General features: G+C 56.5%; 22 protein-coding genes. 7 read left to right on the plus strand and 15 right to left on the minus strand.

Annotated features, from left to right (window positions below; all coding sequences use genetic code 11):
- The first annotated feature begins 15 nt into the window (after window positions 1-15).
- Window positions 16-456: a transcriptional regulator SlyA gene (gene slyA, locus OHJ17_RS11300; protein WP_004143833.1), complete on the plus strand. Its 441-nt coding sequence runs from the start codon at window positions 16-18 to the stop codon at window positions 454-456.
- A 33-nt stretch (window positions 457-489) separates the two neighbouring features.
- Here slyA and OHJ17_RS11305 read toward each other — a convergent pair whose 3' ends face one another.
- Both OHJ17_RS11305 and slyB read right to left on the minus strand, forming a co-directional pair.
- Window positions 490-1,851, minus strand: a complete 1,362-nt coding sequence (locus OHJ17_RS11305) for a sensor domain-containing diguanylate cyclase (protein ID WP_004180166.1) — start codon at window positions 1,849-1,851, stop codon at window positions 490-492.
- Between the two features lie 222 nt (window positions 1,852-2,073).
- Window positions 2,074-2,541, minus strand: coding sequence for an outer membrane lipoprotein SlyB (gene slyB / locus OHJ17_RS11310; protein ID WP_002907749.1), 468 nt, complete (start codon window positions 2,539-2,541; stop codon window positions 2,074-2,076).
- 267 nt (window positions 2,542-2,808) lie between these two features.
- Between slyB and anmK the strand changes: the two genes are divergently transcribed.
- The 5 genes from anmK to pdxY all read left to right on the plus strand — a co-directional run bounded on the left by anmK (window position 2,809) and on the right by pdxY (window position 7,384).
- Complete coding sequence (anmK, locus tag OHJ17_RS11315; RefSeq protein WP_114505167.1) at window positions 2,809-3,933, plus strand: anhydro-N-acetylmuramic acid kinase; 1,125 nt, start codon at window positions 2,809-2,811, stop codon at window positions 3,931-3,933.
- A gap of 92 nt (window positions 3,934-4,025) precedes the next feature.
- A complete protein-coding gene (gene mliC / locus OHJ17_RS11320; protein ID WP_002907744.1) occupies window positions 4,026-4,349 on the plus strand; it encodes a C-type lysozyme inhibitor in 324 nt (107 codons plus the stop codon).
- Window positions 4,350-4,406: 57 nt separating this feature from the next.
- Window positions 4,407-5,063, plus strand: a complete 657-nt coding sequence (gene pdxH / locus OHJ17_RS11325) for a pyridoxamine 5'-phosphate oxidase (protein ID WP_002907742.1) — start codon at window positions 4,407-4,409, stop codon at window positions 5,061-5,063.
- Between the two features lie 124 nt (window positions 5,064-5,187).
- Window positions 5,188-6,462, plus strand: a complete 1,275-nt coding sequence (gene tyrS, locus OHJ17_RS11330; RefSeq protein ID WP_032433150.1) for a tyrosine--tRNA ligase — start codon at window positions 5,188-5,190, stop codon at window positions 6,460-6,462.
- 61 nt (window positions 6,463-6,523) lie between these two features.
- Complete coding sequence (gene pdxY / locus OHJ17_RS11335; protein ID WP_002907739.1) at window positions 6,524-7,384, plus strand: pyridoxal kinase PdxY; 861 nt, start codon at window positions 6,524-6,526, stop codon at window positions 7,382-7,384.
- Window positions 7,385-7,426: 42 nt separating this feature from the next.
- On the opposite strand, the gene gstA is transcribed toward pdxY, so the two are convergent.
- The 13 genes from gstA to blr form a co-directional block, all read right to left on the minus strand.
- Window positions 7,427-8,032, minus strand: coding sequence for a glutathione transferase GstA (gene gstA / locus OHJ17_RS11340; protein ID WP_004175870.1), 606 nt, complete (start codon window positions 8,030-8,032; stop codon window positions 7,427-7,429).
- A gap of 110 nt (window positions 8,033-8,142) precedes the next feature.
- Window positions 8,143-9,648 carry a dipeptide/tripeptide permease DtpA gene (gene dtpA, locus OHJ17_RS11345; protein WP_004151206.1) on the minus strand — a complete coding sequence of 502 codons (1,506 nt, stop codon included), beginning with the start codon at window positions 9,646-9,648 and terminating at the stop codon, window positions 8,143-8,145.
- Between the two features lie 607 nt (window positions 9,649-10,255).
- Window positions 10,256-10,891 carry an endonuclease III gene (gene nth / locus OHJ17_RS11350; protein WP_002907734.1) on the minus strand — a complete coding sequence of 212 codons (636 nt, stop codon included), beginning with the start codon at window positions 10,889-10,891 and terminating at the stop codon, window positions 10,256-10,258.
- Between the two features lies 1 nt (window position 10,892).
- Window positions 10,893-11,591, minus strand: a complete 699-nt coding sequence (locus tag OHJ17_RS11355; protein WP_002907733.1) for an electron transport complex subunit E — start codon at window positions 11,589-11,591, stop codon at window positions 10,893-10,895.
- Between the two features lie 2 nt (window positions 11,592-11,593).
- Window positions 11,594-12,214: an electron transport complex subunit RsxG gene (gene rsxG, locus OHJ17_RS11360; RefSeq protein ID WP_002907731.1), complete on the minus strand. Its 621-nt coding sequence runs from the start codon at window positions 12,212-12,214 to the stop codon at window positions 11,594-11,596.
- Window positions 12,215-12,224: 10 nt separating this feature from the next.
- A complete protein-coding gene (gene rsxD / locus OHJ17_RS11365; RefSeq protein WP_002907730.1) occupies window positions 12,225-13,277 on the minus strand; it encodes an electron transport complex subunit RsxD in 1,053 nt (350 codons plus the stop codon).
- Window positions 13,278-15,335, minus strand: a complete 2,058-nt coding sequence (gene rsxC / locus OHJ17_RS11370) for an electron transport complex subunit RsxC (RefSeq protein ID WP_058886408.1) — start codon at window positions 15,333-15,335, stop codon at window positions 13,278-13,280.
- Window positions 15,328-15,906, minus strand: coding sequence for an electron transport complex subunit RsxB (gene rsxB, locus OHJ17_RS11375; RefSeq protein WP_004143816.1), 579 nt, complete (start codon window positions 15,904-15,906; stop codon window positions 15,328-15,330). Before rsxB ends, rsxC begins: the two co-directional genes overlap by 8 nt.
- Window positions 15,906-16,487, minus strand: coding sequence for an electron transport complex subunit RsxA (gene rsxA / locus OHJ17_RS11380; RefSeq protein WP_032433147.1), 582 nt, complete (start codon window positions 16,485-16,487; stop codon window positions 15,906-15,908). Before rsxA ends, rsxB begins: the two co-directional genes overlap by 1 nt.
- Before the next feature lie 78 nt (window positions 16,488-16,565).
- Window positions 16,566-17,006: a DUF2569 domain-containing protein gene (locus OHJ17_RS11385; protein WP_002907654.1), complete on the minus strand. Its 441-nt coding sequence runs from the start codon at window positions 17,004-17,006 to the stop codon at window positions 16,566-16,568.
- Between the two features lie 75 nt (window positions 17,007-17,081).
- Complete coding sequence (ydgT, locus tag OHJ17_RS11390; protein ID WP_002907652.1) at window positions 17,082-17,297, minus strand: transcription modulator YdgT; 216 nt, start codon at window positions 17,295-17,297, stop codon at window positions 17,082-17,084.
- Between the two features lie 216 nt (window positions 17,298-17,513).
- A complete protein-coding gene (locus OHJ17_RS11395; protein ID WP_004180160.1) occupies window positions 17,514-18,884 on the minus strand; it encodes a GH1 family beta-glucosidase in 1,371 nt (456 codons plus the stop codon).
- 115 nt (window positions 18,885-18,999) lie between these two features.
- Window positions 19,000-19,137 carry a division septum protein Blr gene (gene blr / locus OHJ17_RS11400; RefSeq protein ID WP_004898594.1) on the minus strand — a complete coding sequence of 46 codons (138 nt, stop codon included), beginning with the start codon at window positions 19,135-19,137 and terminating at the stop codon, window positions 19,000-19,002.
- A gap of 190 nt (window positions 19,138-19,327) precedes the next feature.
- Here blr and OHJ17_RS11405 point away from each other — a divergent pair, with 190 nt between their 5' ends.
- Window positions 19,328-20,368 (plus strand): oxidoreductase, encoded by a 1,041-nt coding sequence (locus OHJ17_RS11405; protein WP_002907650.1) that lies wholly within the window; start codon window positions 19,328-19,330, stop codon window positions 20,366-20,368.
- Window positions 20,369-20,401: the final 33 nt, after the last annotated feature.

Below are 20,401 nucleotides of genomic sequence, written 5' to 3' on the forward strand. Positions count from 1 at the left end.
GCTAATTATAAGGAGATGAAATTGGAATCGCCACTTGGTTCTGATCTGGCACGTTTAGTTCGCGTTTGGCGCGCGCTAATCGACCATCGCCTGAAACCTCTGGAGTTAACGCAGACCCACTGGGTCACGCTGCATAACATCCACCAGCTGCCGCCTGAGCAGTCGCAGATCCAGCTGGCGAAAGCTATCGGTATTGAACAGCCGTCGCTGGTGCGTACGCTCGATCAGCTGGAGGAGAAAGGGCTCATTTCTCGCCAGACCTGCGCAAGCGATCGGCGGGCCAAACGCATCAAGCTGACGGAAAAAGCCGAACCGCTGATCAACGAGATGGAAGAGGTGATAGGTAAGACCCGTGATGAAATCCTCTCAGGGGTCTCGAAGCAGGAAGTGGAAACCTTGCTCCACTTAATCCGTAAACTTGAACAAAATATCCTCGATCTCCAGGCTAAAGATTAATTCTTTGCGGCCCGGGCTAATCCGGGCCTTTTTTCACCCTCCCTGCCGATGCCAGACGATCACCTGGTTACGTCCGTTATTCTTTGCTTCATACATGGCTTCGTCCGCGCGCTGAACGCACGCTTCCGCTGTCACGCTATTGTCGTAGGTGGTATACACCCCCATGCTGATGGTCATTCGCTCCGGTAAATGGCTCTCCCCGGCACTGACCGCCAGGCGGATACGCTCGGCGATCGCTTGCGCTTCTTTTTCACCGGTGTTGACCAGCAGCAGAGCAAATTCCTCACCGCCGATGCGTGCGGCGGCGTCATCTACCCGCGAATGGCTTTCCAGCACCGAGGCGGCGAACTGGATCACTTTGTCGCCGGCGACATGGCCGTAGCTATCGTTGATGCGTTTGAAATGGTCGAGGTCGCTGATGAGCACCGACAGCGGATGCTGGGCATTCACCTTCGCCAGCTGTTGGTTAAGAGTGTCGTAGAAAAAGCTGCGGTTGTAGAGGCGGGTCAACGGGTCGCGGATCGAATTCTGATACGAATGGACATATTTGTGGTTAGACTCGCGATAGAGGATAAAGACGTCAACCAGTAGCACCAGAATCAGGAACAAGGTGCATAGCGTTTCGAAAAAACGCGCCTGGTACCAGGTCTGATCCAGCTCCCCTGCGGTGGAGAGCAGCTGGAAAAGCGTGAACAAATAAGCGCTGCAAAAAAAAGCGCCGCTGAACCAAAAAATATTACGCAGTTTACTCAAGCTAATTAATAAAATCAGCGTGATGAACCAAACTGCCATCAGCAGCCAGCCGATAATACTTTGCCACAACGGGGTAAAGGTATGGCTCAGATCGTCGATAAAATTGACGCTCAGCCACGGCGAATGGCTGGAGTATAGCCATGATAAAACAATAATGGTCAACGTAAAAAGTATACATGCTGTAAATGTAAGAACGTGTGCTTTCCACGAATGCATGATGCGCTGGCGAAAATAGTACAAAATAATAGATGACATGAATAACACAGCCATCATTATATTGCGGAAGAAATAATAGATAACGGCGTCATTTTGATTAACGACCGGGGCCGGATTGCAGGTAAGCCAGTCCGGATAGCTGCTGAGCGTGCCAAGCATCAGCAGCGCTGAGCAGGCAAACCCGAAAGAGACCGGTGTAAGGTAGAGACGCCGCTTGCTGCTCCAGTATTTCATGCCCATAAAACAGGCAATGGTAATATGAAAAACCATCAGGAAACTGGTCAGCAGCGGAAATAATATTGAGGAAGTACTACTGAAGCTGGTATGAAAAAACGCAGTCATCCCGGAAATGCCAATCCCGGCCAGTAAACAAATGCAAATATAAAGGATTAGACGTTTGACGATATGATGCACATGTTCGGGCATAGGCAATATTCCACATAAAAGGCAACGGCAGCGACGATGAGTCACCAGGGCTAATTTACGTTCTTGAGGGTAATAGGGGCGGGCAGATAAGATATTGCGCAGGCGCAATGATTCATGGAATATTAAAGTAAAGATGTCTGATGGTTACTACGAATTTATTACGGCGAAATAAACGTGGCTGAAAAATACGATGCGGCGCAACCGGCCGCATCGTAAGGGAAATTATCGCGGAGAGACGGTGACCTGGCTGCCGCTGCCGGCAATGGCCACGCGCTGACCAACGGAGAACGGAGTGCTGCCCTGTTTCTGCACTACCATAATGGTATTGCCATCGTCCTTACGGATTTCCAGTTCAACGCCCTGCGTTTTATTCATCGCGCCCTGAACGCCCTGACCGGCTACGCCGCCCGCGACCGCACCTGCCGCCGTAGCCAGAGAGCGTCCGGTACCGCCGCCGATGGTGTTTCCAAGGAACCCGCCCAGTACCGCACCGCCAATGGCCCCGATGGCATTGCTATCGTCGCCGCTCTGGATCTGTACGGCGCGCGTATGCACGATAGTACCGTAAGTCACGCTCTGCACCTGTTTGGCTTCAGATGCGGAATAAACGTCGCCGGACAGGCCGCTGCTGCTCACGCAGCCTGCGAGCGTAAAACCAATCATCGATACAGCCAAAACACGTAAAATCATTTATGAATCTCCTGTTCACCGAAGGTGTTCAATTGAACGTCCATACGGTTAATTATATGGCATTTAGTCGTCGGCGGGCATAGGTTCTCCCTGGACTATACAAAAAATAATAAACACTGGTGCTTCAACCTCAACTAAACGCCGGTTCTTTACGATGTTCTCTGATTTGTCGCTCTATTGTTAAAAAGTATTAGTACAACATAGCATTAGCCGACACTTTATGATGGAGTGAAGGGCATACAAGGGTCATGGAATGAAGGAAAACGTATGAGATCGGGTCGCTTTATTGGCGTTATGTCTGGTACCAGCCTGGATGGTATCGATGTCGTTTTGGCCACCATTACTGAAAACATGGTGGCGCAGCAGGCTAGTCTCACCTGGCCCATTCCACACGCGATAAAAGAAGAGATTCTGGCGATTTGCCAGGGGCAGTCGCTGACCCTTTCGCAGCTAGGTCGTCTGGACACCCGTCTGGGACGGCTGTTTGCCGATGCCGTACTGGCGCTGATGCGCCAGGAAAGTCTCAAACCCACCGACGTCATCGCCATCGGCTGCCATGGACAGACCGTATGGCATGAACCGCAGGGAGAGGCTCCGCATACCCTGCAAATTGGTGACAACAACCAGATCGCCGCCCACACCGGGATAACCGTAGTGGGGGATTTTCGTCGCCGGGATATGGCGCTAGGCGGGCAGGGAGCGCCGCTGGTGCCGGCTTTTCATCATGCGCTGCTGGCCCACCCCGTTGAGCGACGTATGGTGCTCAATATCGGCGGGATCGCTAATGTGTCGCTGCTGGCGCCAGGGCAGCCGGTGCGCGGCTATGATACCGGGCCGGGAAATATGTTGCTGGACGCCTGGATCTGGCGCCAGAAGGGCAAACCGTACGACAAGGACGCCCAATGGGCTAGCGAAGGTGAAGTGCTGCTGCCGCTGCTGCAGGACATGCTGAGCGATCCGTGGTTTGCCTTGCCGGCGCCGAAAAGCACCGGTCGGGAATATTTCAATTACGGCTGGCTGGAGCAGCATATGGCCCGCTATCCGGGGCTACGCGGGGAGGATGTTCAGGCTACGCTTGCGGAATTGACCGCCGTCACCATCAGTGAGCAGGTATTGTTAAGCGGCGGCTGCGAGCGTTTGTTAGTGTGCGGCGGCGGCGCGCGTAACCCCTTGTTAATGGCGCGCCTGGCGGCGCTGCTGCCGGGAACCGAGGTCTCCACCACCGATGAGGCGGGGATCAGCGGCGATGATATGGAAGCGCTGGCCTTTGCCTGGCTGGCCTGGCGAACGCTGGCTGGTCTGCCGGGCAATCTGCCCTCCGTGACCGGCGCCAGCGAAGCCTCGGTGCTGGGCGCCATTTTTCCGGCTAACCCGCCGCAGAATCGGAGTTAACTGAAATCTTAAATACGATGCGACCGGTAAACTGGACAAGTTAAGCGGAGGGCGGAGTGCCCGCCGTGACCGGGAAAGTCGAAGGCAAACGAATGAAAAAAATTCTTATCGCAGTTGTACCTTTTATGCTGGCGGGCTGTAGCTACTACAACCAGTTTGTCGAGCGGATGCAGACGGACACGCTGGAGTATCAATGCGACCAGAAACCATTGACGGTCCATCGCAATAACGCACGCCAGCAGGTCAGTTTTATCTATGATAATCAGCAACTGAACCTGTCTGAGGGGCTGTCGGCTTCCGGGGCGCGCTACACCGACGGCGTCTATGTGTTCTGGTCAAAAGGCGATACCGCCACCGTCTATAAGCGCGACCGCATCGTCCTTGATAACTGTCAGCTGCAGACGGCCAAACGTTGAGATTTCTGTCCGGGGGGCGCACAATAACGCCACCTTATGACTACATCCTCAATGGCCATGTCTGATAACGACGAACTCCAGCAAATTGCGCATTTGCGCCGTGAATACACCCGTGGCGGTTTGCGTCGCCACGATCTTCCTGCTGAACCCCTGCCGCTGTTTGAACGCTGGCTGCGTCAGGCCTGCGATGCGAAACTTGCCGACCCAACGGCCATGGTGGTCGCCACCGTCGATGAGCGCGGCCAGCCCTACCAGCGCATTGTGCTGCTGAAGCACTACGACGAAAAAGGGTTGGTGTTTTATACCAACCTCGGCAGCCGCAAAGCGCATCAAATTGAAAACAACCCGCAGGTCAGCCTGCTTTTCCCGTGGCATATGCTGGAGCGCCAGGTGATGGTAATCGGCAAAGCGGAGCGTCTGTCGACGCTGGAAGTGGTCAAATATTTCCACAGCCGTCCGCGCGACAGCCAGATTGGCGCCTGGGTCTCGAAGCAGTCGAGCCGGATCTCAGCCCGCGGCATCCTCGAAAGCAAATTCCTCGAGCTGAAGCAGAAGTTCCAGCAGGGTGAAGTGCCGTTGCCGAGCTTCTGGGGCGGATTCCGCGTCAGCATTGAGCAGATGGAGTTCTGGCAGGGGGGAGAACACCGTCTGCACGATCGCTTTTTATACCAGCGCGATAGCGGCGCCTGGAAAATAGACCGTCTGGCGCCGTAAACGCCGAAATTAGTTATCGAAGCGCTGGCGCTGAAAGGGCCGGCGCTTTATTCTATGTACTTTTCGCATCTGGCGAAAAGTCGTGTACCGGCAGAGGTGCAGTCGTTTATACATGGAGAATTTGATGGCAAGCAGTAACTTGATTAAACAATTGCAAGAGCGGGGGCTGGTAGCCCAGGTGACGGACGAGGAAGCGTTAGCAGAGCGACTGGCGCAAGGCCCGATCGCGCTCTATTGCGGCTTCGATCCTACCGCTGACAGCTTGCATTTGGGGCATCTTGTTCCATTGTTATGCCTGAAACGCTTCCAGCAGGCAGGTCATAAACCTGTGGCGCTGGTGGGCGGCGCAACCGGTCTGATTGGCGACCCAAGCTTCAAAGCCGCTGAGCGTAAACTAAACACCGAGGATACCGTGCAGGAGTGGGTGGATAAAATCCGCAAACAGGTGGCTCCGTTCCTTGATTTTGACTGCGGCGACAACTCGGCGATCGCGGCGAATAACTATGACTGGTTTGGCAGCATGAACGTGCTGACCTTCCTGCGCGATATCGGTAAACACTTCTCTGTTAACCAGATGATCAACAAAGAAGCGGTGAAGCAGCGTCTGAATCGTGACGATCAGGGTATCTCCTTTACCGAGTTCTCTTACAATCTGCTGCAGGGTTACGACTTTGCCTGCCTGAACAAGCTGCACGGCGTGGCGCTGCAGATCGGCGGCTCTGACCAGTGGGGCAACATCACCTCCGGCATCGATCTGACCCGTCGTCTGCATCAGAACCAGGTGTTTGGCCTGACCGTACCGCTGATCACCAAAGCGGACGGCACCAAATTCGGTAAAACCGAAGGCGGCGCCGTGTGGCTGGATCCGAAGAAAACCAGTCCGTACAAATTCTACCAGTTCTGGATCAACACCGCGGATGCTGATGTCTATCGCTTCCTCAAATTCTTCACCTTTATGGACATTGCGGAGATCAATGCCCTCGAAGAAGAAGACAAAAACAGCGGTAAAGCGCCGCGCGCCCAGTACGTGCTGGCAGAGCAGGTGACGCTCCTTGTTCACGGCGAAGAAGGCCTGGAAGCGGCGAAGCGCATTACCGAAAGCCTGTTCAACGGTAACCTGAGCGACCTGAGCGAAGCAGACTTCGAACAGCTGGCCCAGGATGGCGTGCCGATGATCGAAATGGAAAAAGGCGCCGATCTGCTGCAGGCGCTGGTTGATTCCGAGCTGCAGCCGTCCCGCGGTCAGGCGCGTAAAACCGTTGCCTCTAACGCGGTGACCATCAACGGCGAAAAACAGGCCGACCCGGAATATGTATTCAGTGACAGCGATCGCCTGTTTGGCCGCTACACCTTGCTGCGTCGCGGTAAGAAAAATTACTGCCTGGTCTGCTGGAAATAAAAAAATACTGCCAGGGCGTGGGAAACCACGCCCTTTTTCTTTTTAGGGTTGTGGTAAGAAAATGAAGAACATCCTCGCCATTCAGTCTCACGTTGTGTTTGGCCATGCCGGCAACAGTGCCGCCGAATTTCCGATGCGCCGTCTGGGCGCCAATGTCTGGCCCCTGAATACCGTACAGTTCTCTAACCATACGCAGTACGGCAAATGGACCGGCTGCGTCATGCCGCCTTCGCATTTGACGGAGATCGTTCAGGGGATTGCCGATATCGACAAGCTGCAGACCTGCGATGCGGTACTGAGCGGCTATCTTGGCTCCGCTGAGCAGGGAGAGCATATCCTCGGTATCGTGCGTCAGGTTAAGGCGGCCAATCCGGCGGCGAAATATTTTTGCGATCCGGTGATGGGTCACCCGGAGAAGGGCTGCATCGTCGCGCCGGGCGTGGCGGAGTTCCACGTGCGCTATGCGCTGCCGGCCAGCGATATTATTGCCCCGAATCTGGTTGAGCTGGAGATCCTGTGCGGTCATCCGGTCGCCAGCGTCAGCGAGGCAGTGGCCGCCGCGCGGGAGCTGATTGCCCAGGGGCCGGAAGTGGTATTAGTTAAGCATCTTGCCCGTGCGGGTCTGAGTATGGATCGTTTTGAGATGCTGCTGGTGACGGCCGAAGAAGCCTGGCATATTAGTCGGCCGCTGGTGGATTTCGGCCTGCGTCAGCCGGTGGGCGTCGGCGATGTGACCAGCGGTCTGCTGTTGGTAAAATTGCTGCAGGGGGCAAGTCTGCGCGATGCGCTGGAACACGTCACCGCCGCGGTGTACGAGATTATGCTCGCCACCAAAAATATGCAGGAATACGAACTGCAGGTAGTAGCGGCGCAGGATCGCATCGCCGTACCGGAGCACTGCTTCAGCGCCACCCGGCTGTAACTCCCAAGGCCTGCCCGACGGTCCGTCGGGCAGGTTCAGGCCTTATTTTAAGCCTTCAGCCGCCAGTGCGGCCGCCACCGCCGGACGCGCTGCCACCTGCGTCATCCAGTTGCCGATATGACCATAGGCAGCCATATCCAGTTTTATAGCATAGGCCCAGCGCAGCACCGTAAACAGATAACCATCGGCAATGGTGAAGCGATGGCCGGTCAGCCACTGTTTGTCTGCCAGCGCTGCATCAACGTATTGCAGCTTTTTCTCAAGCAGCCCCCGCGCGACAGGCTTATAGTCCTCCGGGGTATCCGGGCGGAACAGCGGGGTAAAGCTTTTATGCAGCTCGGTGGCCACATAGTTCAGCCATTCGAGAGTCTGATAGCGCGCAATCGAGCCCACCGGCGCCAGCAGATGACGATCCGGCACCTGGTCTGCGATGTACTGCATGATGGCTACGCCCTCAGTGAGCAGGATATCATCATCCAGCAGCAGCGCCGGCACCTGACCTTTCGGGTTGATCAGCAGATAGTCTTCCCCGTTTTCCAGCCGTTTCTGGGCCAGATCCACGCTCTGCAGGGTAAAATCCAGACCGCTTTCGCGCAGGGCAATATGCGAGGCAAGGGAACAGGCGCCGGGTTTGTAGAACAGTTTCATGCGTGACTCCTCGTGGCTGCAGTTTTCTGTATGTTAGTCCTGCCAGGGGTAAAAAAAAAGCCGCTAAACTAACGTTAGCGGCTTAAAAATAATTAGTTTTCCCTGCGGCGTCAGGCAGCCGCGGTTTCGCGTGCTTTAATGTCCGCGCTGTCGTCCTGAGTCATACGATTCAGTTTCGGCGCGGTCAGCAGCATCAGGGCGGCGATAACCGCGGTGACGATACCAATCTGCAGGAATACGTGACCGTACACTTCCAGCGACACCAGCGGATCGGTGACATTCTCCGGGACTGCCATCAGGTTAGCGATTTTCCCGGCGATGATCGCCGCGCCTGCCGTGGTGAGGAACCAGCTGCCCATAATGAAGCCCATCAGACGCTGAGGAACCAGCTGAGCGACCATCGCCAGGCCGAGGCCGGAAATCATCAGTTCACCGATAGACTGCAGCGCGTAGCTCAGAATCAGCCAGTTGACCGAGACGATACCGGCGTCGCTGGCGAACTTCGCCCCTAAAGGCAGGACGAGGAATGCGCCAGAGCACAGTACCATACCGATAGCAAATTTGTGCGGCATCGGCAGGCGGTCGCCCATCTTGTTGTAGATGGCGGCCAGAATCGGGCTACCAATCATGATCCAGAACGGGTTCAGCGCCTGATACTGTTCCGGTTCAAAGGCGAGACCGAGGATCGAGTGCTCCACGTTACGGATGGCGAAGAAGTTCAGCGAGGTCGGCATCTGGCTGTACAACACGAAGAAGACAATCGCTTCTACCATCAGCAGGAAAGCGACGATCATTTTACGACGCGGAGCGCCTTTCAGGCCTATGGTTTCTTTGGCGAAAATCACGACGATACCCAGTGCGACGACGCCCAGCACCATACGTGCGATACCCTGGTTGTGCAGCAGCCAGGTGGCGATAGCGACCAGCACCACCACGCCAGCGATGGTCGCCAGCAGTTTACCCATGTGTACCGGGGCAAAGTCCGGTTTAGAGCCGTACTGTTTAACCCATTTCTGACAGAAGGCGAAGTTAATAATGGTGATCACCATCCCCACCACGCTGAGGGCAAACGCTACGCTCCAGCCAAAACGTGCGGCCAGCCACGGGGTTGCCAGCATAGAGAAGAACGAACCGATGTTGATGGACATGTAGTACATGGTAAATGCACCGTCCAGACGTGGGTCGTTTTTGTCATAGCAGGTAGAAAGCAGGGAGGACGGGTTGGCTTTAAACAGGCCGTTACCGACGGCGATGGTCGCCATACCCATATAGACGATAGCGGCGTCATGACCGGACCAGGCCACCAGCGCATAGCCAATCGCCAGCACGATAGCGCCCAGCATGATGACACGCTTGGTACCCAGCACTTTATCACCCAGCCAGCCGCCAATGGCGACGAGGCCATAAACCAGCGCGCTAAAGGAGGAGAACAGAGTAATGGAATCCGCTTCCGACATACCCAGCTGTTTTACCAGGTAAACGGCCATGATCCCTTGCAGGCCGTAGTAACCAAAACGCTCCCACAACTCGATCGAGAAAATGAGATAGAACGCGCGTGGTTGTTTGAAAGCGTTCAGACTCACGCTTTCTGCTGGTTTATTGTTTGCAGTAGACACATATACCTCTTTTTTTACATCCCATATTTACTGGGGGGTGTTCGGGGCGCAATCTCGTTGGACCGCCGCCTTTATAGTTATTCTTGGAGGGAAAACGGCAAGTAATGTTCACTATCCTGGCGCATCAGGCAAGGCTTTTGTAATAATCTGTTACACATAATCAGGGTGGTATAATGCTCCAGACATATGAATGTTATACAGCGTTAAATTTTACCGTTTCGATATCGTTGGTATTTTTATCTTTTGGGTTCGCCGGTTTTCCGGGAAAAGGCGATATATTCTACTGATCTGGCGTAAGCATAGTGATATGGTCCATTATCTTAAAAAATCATGGGTCATTATCCTGACAATCTTTACTCATCCGTTGTATTGCCTGACATTTATTTCCATTCCAGTAACATTCATTCAACATAAAGTTGCGAGCATGATCTGGATCACAAATGCATAGAAATTTTGCGCTGATAAAAAATGAATGAACTAGTTGTTTGTTATATAACCGGATAATCATCCATAATCATGATGATTATGTGGTGTTAATGGCCGGTGAAATAGATGAATGCGGGCCATAACCCAGAGTTAAGCTATGACCGCAATAGAGACGAGACAGTCAGGCGTAGACTTTATCTTTGTATTCGCAAAGATCTTCAATCAGGCAGGAGCCGCAGCGCGGCTTGCGGGCAATACAGGTATAACGCCCATGCAGGATCAGCCAGTGATGACAATCGACCTTAAACTCGGCGGGGACCACCTTCAGAAGCTTCTCTTCCACCTGTTCAACGTTCTTGCCCGGGGCGAACTGCGTCCGATTACAGACGCGGAAGATGTGCGTGTCCACGGCGATGGTCGGCCAGCCAAAGGCGGTATTCAGCACCACGTTGGCGGTTTTACGGCCCACGCCGGGCAGCGCCTCCAGCGCTGCTCTGTCTTCCGGCACCTCGCCATTGTGCTGCTCCAACAGGATGCGGCAGGTTTTGATGACGTTTTCCGCTTTGCTGTTAAACAGGCCGATAGTCTTGATATACGATTTCACCCCATCCACCCCCAGGGCCAGCATCGCTGCGGGCGTATTGGCCACCGGATAGAGTTTGGCTGTCGCTTTGTTGACGCTTACATCGGTGGCCTGCGCAGAAAGCAGAACGGCAATCAGCAGCTCGAACGGCGAACTGAAATGCAGTTCGGTGGTGGGGTGGGGATCGTTTTCCCGCAGCCTGGTGAGGATCGCCAGGCGTTTGGCTTTGTTCATATTATGCTTTCCCTGTCACGTCGGACGGGGCGACAGAGACGGCCCGGGCCGCTTGCGCCTTCCGCTGTTTGCTACGTTCATCGATAAGGTATTTAATCGCCAGCATCATGCCGAGGCCAATAAAGGCGCCTGGCGGCAGCATAGCCAGCAGGAAAGGGGTGTCGGTGTGGAAAACCTCGATGCGCAGAACCTTCGCCCAGCTGCCAAGCAGACTGTCGGCGCCGTCAAACAGGGTGCCGTTGCCAAGGATCTCGCGCAGGGAGCCCAGCACAAACATCGCGCAGGTAGCGCCCATGCCGATCGAGAAACCGTCCAGCGCCGACAGCGCCGGCCCTTTTTTGGCGGCAAAGGCTTCGGCGCGGCCGACCACGATGCAGTTGGTCACGATAAGCGGGATGAAAATCCCCAGCGACTGATAGAGGCCGAAGGCATAGGCGTTGATCAGCATCTGCACGACGCTCACCACCGAGGCGATAATCATTACGTAGATGGGGATCCGGATCTCCGCCGGCGTCCAGCGGCGCAGGCTGGAGATGGTCAGGTTGGTCAGGGTTAACACCAGGGTGGTGGCCAAACCCAGCCCGAGGGCGTTGGTGGCGGTCGAGGTGACCGCCAGCAGAGGACACATACCTAACAGCTGAACCAGGGCGGAGTTATTTTTCCACAGGCCCTGGACGATGACGTCTTTAACTTCGCTCATGGTTATTCTCCACAGGCGGTGAATTCAGGAAGTTGCGCAGGCAGCGTTTGTGCATATAAGCCTGCGCGCTTAACGGCATTGACCACCGCCCGGGGGGTGATGGTGGCGCCGGTGAACTGGTCAAAATCGCCGCCATCCTTTTTGACCGCCCAGTGGCTATCGCCCTGGCCGTGGATGACTTTCCCGGCAAAATGGGTAATCCAGTCCGACAGGCGAAGTTCGATTTTATCACCCAGGCCCGGCGTTTCATGATGCTCAGTTACGCGGGTGCCGAGGACCGTGCCGCTAAAATCGGCGGCAACCAGCAGCTGTATTGCTCCGGAGTAGCCGTCCGGCGCAGTGGCTTCCATCACCGCGCCGATCGGTCGATCGTTATTTTTGGCGATCCACACTTTATGCTGGCCTTTGCCCAGCGCCGGGGCGCTGACCAGATAGCAACTCTTAAGCAGATCGTTATTATAGCGGTCGGCAGGTAAAACCTGGTCGAATAACGCCTTTTGCTGCAGGGCCGCCTGCTGGTCGATGGTGCTTTTGGTCAGCTCATTGATCGCCGCCGTCAGCCCGGTGGAACCGGCGGCAAACAGCGCCAGCGTGACGCCGTGTTTACGCATCGTTTTTAACATCATTGCTCTCTCAACGGTGGCCATATACGCGCGGGCGCGTGTAGTAATCGATCAGCGGCACGGTAATATTCGCCAGCAGAACGGCAAACGCCACGCCGTCCGGATAACCACCGAAGCTGCGGATGAGCCAGACCAGCAGGCCAGCGAGGGCGCCAAAGATCAGACGGCCGCGGTTGGTTGTTGAGGCCGTCACCGGATCGGTCAGGATAAAGAAGGCGCCAAGCATGGTCGCCCCGGAGAGCAAATGCATCTGCGGTGAGGCCAGGCTCTGCGGCGAAAAAATCCAGCCGAGGGTGGCGCACAGGCCGAGGCTAACAAGGAAGCTGACCGGGATATGCCAGCGGATCGCCTTCTGCCACAGCAGGAAAAGGCCGCCTGCCAGCCAGGCGATATTCACCCACTGCCAGCCCAGACCTGCCAGCACGCCGCCGTAGACCGGCAATTGGAGCACCTGCTGAACGCTATGTCCGGCATGCAGGGAGGTTTTAAAGGTATCCAGCGGGGTGGCCTGGCTGACGCCGTCGATACCCAGCCGCAGACTGGCCATGTCGCCTCCGGCGGCGGTATGACCGGTGAAGATCATCTGCAGCGCGTCGCTGAATGCCGGGATATGTGCGGCTATCTCATAGGAAGGCAGCCAGGAGGTCATCTGCACCGGGAACGAAATCAGCAGCACGACATAGCCGATCATTGCCGGGTTGAAGGGGTTATGGCCCAGGCCTCCGTACAACTGCTTGGCAATGACTACGGCAAAGGCAGTGCCGAGCACCACCATCCACCACGGGGCCAGTGGCGGAATACTCACCGCCAGCAGCAGGCCGGTGAGCAGGGCGGAATTATCTTTCAGCGTGGCAGCAACAGGCTGTTTACGCAGTTTGAGAATAGCGGCTTCGGTCGCCCAGGCCGTCAGGGCGGCGAGGACAATCTGCAGTACGGTGCCCCAGCCGAAAAACCAGGTCTGGACCACAATGCCAGGCACAGCGGCGAGCAGCACCAGCAGCATAATACGCGAGGTCTGCCGCTGGTTATGGGTATAGGGGGAGCTTGCGATTCTGAAAACCATTTATTCCTCGTTAACTGCCTGCTGTGTTGCTTTACGCGCCTGAACGCGGGCGATAGCCGCGGCGACGGCCGCTTTACGCGGGTCGTCATTGGCTGCGGCTGACGCGAGATCCTGTTGTGCGGCCTGCTGTTCGGCTTTACGCGCTTTGGCGCGGGCGATGGCGGCTTCCACCGCCGCCTTGCGCGGGTCGACCGGTTCGGCGGCCGGGGCGTCCACCGGCGCGGCCTGCTGTTCTGCTTTACGCGCTTTGGCGCGGGCGATAGCGGCTTCCACCGCCGCCTTGCGCGGGTCGACCGGTTCGGCGGCCGGGGCGTCCACCGGCTCGGCCTGCTGTTCGGCTTTACGCGCTTTGGCGCGGGCGATAGCGGCTTCCACCGCCGCCTTGCGTGGATCGACCGGTTCGGCGGCCGGGGCTACCATCGGCGCGGCCTGCTGCTGCGCTTTGCGCGCCCGGGCCTCAGCCTTACGCGCTTCGCGGGCGGCAATCGCCTCGCTGTTGTCAGGTTTGGCGCCGGCCTGGATCACGATCGGCTGCGCGGCATCGCGCTGTTTATGCCGTACCCGGGCCAGGGCGGCGCTAATCGCCTCCTGATCTTTGGCGGCAGGCTGAACGGCGGCTTTTTTATGCCGCTCGGCGCGGGCCGCTTTCTCACGCTCCAGGCGCGCCTGTCGGGCCTCGAATCGGGCTTTGGCTTCCGCAGCGCGCTGCTCTTCCTGACGAATCGCCGCGATCTCGGCCTTTTCCTGACGGAAGTACTGCACCAGCGGAATATTACTTGGACATACCCAGGCGCAGGCGCCGCACTCGATGCAGTCCGCCAGATTATGGGCAGTGGCTTTATCGTGCTGCTGACCTTTGCTGAACCAGTACAGCTGCTGCGGCAGCAGATCGGCCGGGCAGGCGTCAGCGCAGGCGCTGCAGCGAATGCAGCCTTTCTCTTCCTGCGGTTCGCCCATCTCGCTGGCGGAAGGCGCCAGCAAACAGTTGGTTATCTTCACCACCGGGACGTCGAGCCACGGCAGGGTAAAGCCCATCAGCGGGCCGCCCATGATCACCATTGGCTCGGCGCTGGGGCAGAAGCCGGCATCGTTCAATAGATGGCGCACCGGCGTGCCAAGACGCGCCCAGACATTGCCCGGTCTGGTTACCGCTTCGCCGGTGAGGGTGACCACGCGCTCGGTTAACGGCTCACCGTCAATCACCGCGCGTTTCACCGCATAAGCCGTACCGACGTTCTGCATCAGCACGCCAATGTCCGATGAACGACCGCCGTGCGGTACCTGTTTGCCGGTGAGAATTTGGGTGAGCTGCTTGGCGCCACCGGAGGGATATTTGGTGGGGATCACGCGCAGCGAAATGCCATGGGCGTCGCAGAGCACCGCCCGCAGCATTGAGATGGCCTGCGGCTTATTGTCTTCAATGCCGATCAGCACTTCTTCAGGCTGCAGTATATGAGCGAGGATGCGGATACCCTCGACAATCTGCGCCGCGCAGTCCTGCATCAGGCGGTCATCCGCCGTGATATAGGGCTCGCACTCGGCGGCGTTAATGATCAGCGTTTTAATTTTATCTCCGCCACCGCGCAGTTTACTGCCGGTGGGGAAGCCTGCGCCGCCGAGGCCAGCAACGCCAAACTGGTGGATACGCTCGATCAGCGCTTCACGCGTGCGGGTCTGATAGTCGCTCCAACCATCGCGCTCGATCCAGCGGTCTTCGCCGTCGGCGTCAATGATCACGCTCATCTCCGCCAGCGCCGACGGGTGCGCGGTAGTGTGCGGAGCGATGGCGGCAATGGTGCCGGAAGTCGGGGCGTGAACGGGCAGCATTCTTCCCCAGCCGCGGGTCAGCGGCTGGCCGCGCAGCACCCGGTCGCCCACTTTAACGCACAGTTCGCCCTCGGCGCCAATGTGCTGCTTCAACGGGATAACAAAGCGCTGCGGCAGGGAAACCTGACGCAGCGGGGTGCCGTTAGACTGGGTTTTCATTTCAGGCGGGTGAATACCGCCGTTGAAATCCCAGACCTTGTCTTTTCGGAAAGCGGAAAATAGCTTAAACATGTTGTTCCACAGGAATATTTCGCACCGGGATCGTATGCAGATCCCATTTCCAGGTCTCCGGGGTGGTGGCCACCGGAACGAGTGAAATGCACTGGGTCGGGCAGGGGGCGACGCACAAATTGCAGCCGGTGCACAGGTCGCTCATCACGGTATGCATGGCGCGGGTCGCCCCAACGATGGCATCCACCGGACAGGCCTGGATACACTTGGTACAGCCAATGCAGTTCGGCTCGTCAATTACCGCGAGCATGCGGGCCGGCTCCGCTTCCTGTGCATCGCCGTCGACAGGCTGCGGGTCGACGTTCAGCAAGGCGGCGATTTTTAACATCACCGCTTCGCCACCCGGCGCGCAGCGGTTTATTTTCTCACCCTGTACGCCGACTGCTTCCGCATAGGGGCGACACCCAGGGTACCCGCACTGCCCACACTGGCTCTGCGGCAATAGCTCATCAATTTTTTCCACCACCGGGTCGTCCTGCACCGCGAAACGACGCGAGGCGTATCCCAGTATTAAGCCGAAAATCAGCCCTAACAGGCTGATGGCGATCACGGCTATCCAGACTGCGCTCATTACAACTTCACCAAACCACTAAAGCCCATGAAGGCCAGAGACATTAAACCGGCGGTAATCAGCGCGATGGCATTACCGCGAAACGGCGCGGGGACATCGGCCACCACCAGGCGTTCACGGATCGCCGCGAACAGCACCATTACCAGCGAGAAGCCGACGGCGGCGGCAAAGCCGTACAGCGCCGACTGCAGGAAATTGTGGCCCAGATTAATATTCAGCAGCGCTACCCCGAGTACGGCACAGTTGGTGGTGATCAGCGGTAGAAAGATCCCCAGCAGGCGATAGAGCGCCGGGCTGGTTTTACGCACCACCATCTCAGTAAACTGAACCACCACGGCGATAACCAGAATAAAGGCCAGGGTACGCAAATAAACCAAATTTAGCGGGGTAAGGATCCAGGTATCAATCAACCAGGCGCAAATAGAGGCCAGGGTCATCACGAAGGTGGTAGCGAGCCCCATCCCCATTGCGGTTTCCAGCTTTTTGGAAACCCCCATAAACGGGCACAGACCAAGAAACTTCACCAGAACGAAGTTATTGACCAGGACTGTACCAATAAAGAGCAGTAAATAATCAGCCATCATGCGACCTGAAACGAAAAAAAGCCGCTTATTATCGAATAAAACGATACCAGCGACAACAGGTTAAGTGTGGGGGTATTACGGATTAACAAAAGTCCGTTTTACCCGCTGCGAACGGCGAAAATAGGGCGCCAGCAGCGCAGCGGCCAGCAGCGGAAACAGCAGCTGACGCAGGGCAAGCACATCCGAGACCGGCGAGAAGGCAAAAGCCTTTATCGCCAGCAGCAGGGTGATGAGCAGCCAGATAATGTAGTGTTTCGGCACCACCGAGCGCCGCTTGAAAAAGGCGATAGTCAGCCAGAGCGTGTAATACCACATGGCGAGGGCAAACAGCAGCGAGGCGACCCACAGCGCCATATGGCCCGCGCTCATGGCGCGCAGTAGTGTATAGGTCTGCGGCGACATCAGCGCATTGGCAAAAAACAGCAGCGATAACGAGGCGCTCAGCAGCGCCACCAGCAACCAGGCCAGCGGAGCCAGCAGCCATCCGCCGATGCGCTCTGCAGATTGAGACGTCATGTTTCTCCCCTATTCAACGCCAGTGAATAAAATCAGGCCGGGAAGTATAAGCAACTGGCGTGAAGGATGACAGCCTTACTGCACGAATCGCCAAACGGATTTAGGAACCTGGCCCACATCGAACAATTTACCACCGGAGACCAGCTCTGCGCGACGATGATCGGCGGCGCGATACATATTCACGATCTCCTGGGTGTCAGTCAGGGAGTAGTTAAGGTGATCAAATAGTTTTTCAAGGCTTTCCAGCGAACTGATTTTGCGAAATTTTAATAAGTAGTCCAGCACGGTCATTTTCGTATCCATTTTATAATCGGAATTATTGCGTTGAATATTATCAGCATTCACTAAACCTACTCTCAACCAACGGCGCCTTCTGCTGGGGCCGCGTGGAATGAATCAGGTTATATAAACCCATGACAAGGGGCAAAGCCAGCCTTGAAGAGCAGGGAGAAGTTTAAGAATATTCTAAAATCAGACCGGGCGCCGAATGGCGCCCGCAAGAGAAGATTAACGCTGTTCGCCGTGACTGGCAATAACAGATTTGTACCAATAAAAACTCTTCTTTCGTTTCCGCGCCAGATTTTGCTGGTGATCGACATAGACAAAACCATATTGCTTTTGATAGCCGTTGAGCCAGCTCAGCAGATCGATAAATGACCAGGGGTAATAGCCGCGCACATCTGCCCCCAGCGCCAGCGCTTTTTCGAGGGCGCCAATATGGCTGCTGAGATAATCAATCCGCGGGTCGTCGACCACTTCCCCGTCAATAATCGGGTCCTTCGCGCCGAGGCCATTCTCGGTGATATATATCGGAATATCGCCATAGCGCGCCTTAATCATCATAATGCCGTCAGTTAGCCCCTGCGGCCAGATTTCCCAGCCCCATTCGGTATATGTACTCTGGGGATTACGCACGAAATAGAATAATCCCTCCACGCCAGGCTCACCGCCGGTAGCGATCTCAGGCGGCTGGGCAGATACCGTTTCCCGGCGATAGTAATTCAGACCGATAAAGTCGCAGCGGTTGTCACGGAGCAGCGCGTCGTCGCCTGGAGCAAAGCGAGGTACCCCCCACAGCGCCTGGGTCTGCGCCAGCAGGTCGGCAGGATAGGTGCCTTTCAGCACCGGATCGTACAGCCAGTGAGTATGGATGGCGTCAGCCAGTTCGGTGGCCTTAATGTCCGCCTCGCTGTCGGTGAGCGGGGTATGCGGTTGCAGTACGTTGACGAAGCCAATCTCGCCGGCCACAGCCATCTCGCGAAAGGCCTTCACCGCCAGCGCATGGGCGATAAATACGTGGTGGCAGGCCTGAATAGCACGCGCCGGATCGCGGACCGCCGGGGGATGGAGGCCGTTAATGTAGCCGTGCCCAATGAAGACAATGGTTTCGTTGAAGGTAGCCCACAGCTTCACCCGTGAACCAAAGCGCGCATAGCACAGGCGGGCGTACTCGGCGAAGGCCTCGGCGGTAGTGCGCGCTTCCCAGCCGCCCTCATCCTGCAGGGCCTGCGGCAGATCCCAGTGATAGAGGGTGATCATCGGCTCAATATTGTGCGCCAGCAGTTCGTCGATCAGATCGCTGTAAAACTGGACTCCCGCTTCATTCACCTTACCGCGCCCGGCGGGCAGCAGGCGGGGCCAGGAGATGGAGAATCGATAGCTTTGCAGGCCCATTTCGGCCATTAACGCCACGTCTTCGCGAAAACGGTGATAGTGGTCGACGGCAATATCGCCGGTGGTGCCTTCAAAGGTGGTACCCGGCAGATGAGAGTAGATATCCCAGATTGACGGTCCTTTACCGTCGGCGTCGTGTCCTCCCTCAACCTGATACGCTGCGGTAGCGGCACCCCATAAGAAATTGTGCGGAAAAGCGGCCATGAAAAAGCTCCCTGTCTGATGATAAAGGGAGTGTAATAAAAGCGCGAGCATACGTGCAACCGGTTTCTGAAACCGGTTGCACAGTTGCGAGGCGGGTCACTGTTTTAACGCGGAGCTACTTCGTGTGCACCACATCCGCTGGCGGTGGGGACTGATAGTTATCTATATGGTGTGCGATAACCAAAAGCAGTGCCGAAATACCAAAAACAACCCAGCCAATAAGTTCTACAATACGGGTAAAAACAGTTGTCATAACACTTCAATATCCTTTGAACACAGCGTGAAATGTTACTCGATGGTCAGCAGATCACAAGGGGTATCTGTCTGATTTCTCACACTTGCATGTAAGTCGCAAAGTAAGGAATGATAAGTTTTGCTCACGGTTTGTAAAATTATTCTCATTAACCTGGTGTTGATATCAGTTGCATAAGCGAGGCGGTAAGATGAGCGATGCGATCCGGGTGGGGCTGGTGGGGTTCGGTTACGCCAGCAAAACGTTTCATGCGCCGTTGATCGGCGGCACGCCGGGTATGGCGCTGAAGGCGGTCGCCAGCAGCGACGCCGATAAGGTCCATGCCGATTGGCCTGGCGTGAAGGTAATGAGTGCGCCGGGGGATCTGCTGGACGACCCGGATATCGATCTGGTGGTCATCGCCACCCCGAACGACACCCACTTTCCGCTGGCGAAAGCGGCGCTGGAGGCGGGAAAGCATGTTGTGGTGGATAAACCCTTTACCGTGACACTGTCACAAGCTCGCGAGCTGGAAAGCCTGGCGAAGCACTGCGGTCGGATACTTTCGGTGTTTCATAACCGGCGCTGGGACAGCGATTTCTTAACGGTCAGCGCGTTGATCAACGAAGGTCAGCTGGGGGAGGTGTGTTACTTCGAGTCGCATTTCGATCGCTTCCGACCACAGGTGCGCCAGCGCTGGCGTGAGCAGGCAGGTCCTGGCAGCGGCATATGGTATGACCTCGCGCCGCATCTGCTCGACCAGGTCGTGGTGCTGTTTGGCCTGCCGGTAAGCATCACGGTGGACCTCGCGCAGCTTCGGCCCGGCGCGCAATCCACCGACTATTTTCACGCCGTGCTGGCCTATCCGCAGCGGCGGGTAGTACTGCATGGTACGTTACTCGCCGCCGCGGAGAGCGCGCGCTTTATCGTCCACGGCTCGCGGGCCAGCTATATTAAGTACGGCCTTGACCCGCAGGAGGAGCGGCTAAAAAACGGTGAACGGCTGCCGCAGGAGGACTGGGGATATGATATGCGCGACGGTACCCTGACCCGTGCGGAAGGGGATGAACGTAGTCAGGAGAAATGGCTGACGCTACCGGGTAATTATCCCGCTTACTATGCCGCTATCCGCGACGCGCTTAACGGCGTAGGGGAAAACCCGGTCCCGGCCAGCGAGGCGATTCAGATAATGACCCTGATTGAGTTGGGTATCGAGTCGGCCAGACATCGCGCCACGCTCAGCCTGGTCTGAGGAGGAGCCCGGCAGCACGGCTGCCGGGCCGGT

The sequence above is a fragment of the Klebsiella sp. KP20-425-1 genome, assembly GCF_025813515.1.
Classification (GTDB): Bacteria; Pseudomonadota; Gammaproteobacteria; order Enterobacterales; family Enterobacteriaceae; genus Klebsiella; species Klebsiella pneumoniae.

Bases quoted from the DNA above. Each gene is read 5' to 3' on its own strand.
- slyA (WP_004143833.1), top strand. From the start codon at position 16: ATGAAATTGGAATCGCCACTTGGTTCTGATCTGGCACGTTTAGTTCGC.
- OHJ17_RS11305 (WP_004180166.1), bottom strand. From the start codon at position 1,851: ATGCCCGAACATGTGCATCATATCGTCAAACGTCTAATCCTTTATATT.
- slyB (WP_002907749.1), bottom strand. From the start codon at position 2,541: ATGATTTTACGTGTTTTGGCTGTATCGATGATTGGTTTTACGCTCGCA.
- anmK (WP_114505167.1), top strand. From the start codon at position 2,809: ATGAGATCGGGTCGCTTTATTGGCGTTATGTCTGGTACCAGCCTGGAT.
- mliC (WP_002907744.1), top strand. From the start codon at position 4,026: ATGAAAAAAATTCTTATCGCAGTTGTACCTTTTATGCTGGCGGGCTGT.
- pdxH (WP_002907742.1), top strand. From the start codon at position 4,407: ATGTCTGATAACGACGAACTCCAGCAAATTGCGCATTTGCGCCGTGAA.
- tyrS (WP_032433150.1), top strand. From the start codon at position 5,188: ATGGCAAGCAGTAACTTGATTAAACAATTGCAAGAGCGGGGGCTGGTA.
- pdxY (WP_002907739.1), top strand. From the start codon at position 6,524: ATGAAGAACATCCTCGCCATTCAGTCTCACGTTGTGTTTGGCCATGCC.
- gstA (WP_004175870.1), bottom strand. From the start codon at position 8,032: ATGAAACTGTTCTACAAACCCGGCGCCTGTTCCCTTGCCTCGCATATT.
- nth (WP_002907734.1), bottom strand. From the start codon at position 10,891: ATGAACAAAGCCAAACGCCTGGCGATCCTCACCAGGCTGCGGGAAAAC.
- OHJ17_RS11355 (WP_002907733.1), bottom strand. From the start codon at position 11,591: ATGAGCGAAGTTAAAGACGTCATCGTCCAGGGCCTGTGGAAAAATAAC.
- rsxG (WP_002907731.1), bottom strand. From the start codon at position 12,214: ATGTTAAAAACGATGCGTAAACACGGCGTCACGCTGGCGCTGTTTGCC.
- rsxD (WP_002907730.1), bottom strand. From the start codon at position 13,277: ATGGTTTTCAGAATCGCAAGCTCCCCCTATACCCATAACCAGCGGCAG.
- rsxC (WP_058886408.1), bottom strand. From the start codon at position 15,335: ATGTTTAAGCTATTTTCCGCTTTCCGAAAAGACAAGGTCTGGGATTTC.
- rsxB (WP_004143816.1), bottom strand. From the start codon at position 15,906: ATGAGCGCAGTCTGGATAGCCGTGATCGCCATCAGCCTGTTAGGGCTG.
- rsxA (WP_032433147.1), bottom strand. From the start codon at position 16,487: ATGGCTGATTATTTACTGCTCTTTATTGGTACAGTCCTGGTCAATAAC.
- OHJ17_RS11385 (WP_002907654.1), bottom strand. From the start codon at position 17,006: ATGACGTCTCAATCTGCAGAGCGCATCGGCGGATGGCTGCTGGCTCCG.
- ydgT (WP_002907652.1), bottom strand. From the start codon at position 17,297: ATGACCGTGCTGGACTACTTATTAAAATTTCGCAAAATCAGTTCGCTG.
- OHJ17_RS11395 (WP_004180160.1), bottom strand. From the start codon at position 18,884: ATGGCCGCTTTTCCGCACAATTTCTTATGGGGTGCCGCTACCGCAGCG.
- blr (WP_004898594.1), bottom strand. From the start codon at position 19,137: ATGACAACTGTTTTTACCCGTATTGTAGAACTTATTGGCTGGGTTGTT.
- OHJ17_RS11405 (WP_002907650.1), top strand. From the start codon at position 19,328: ATGAGCGATGCGATCCGGGTGGGGCTGGTGGGGTTCGGTTACGCCAGC.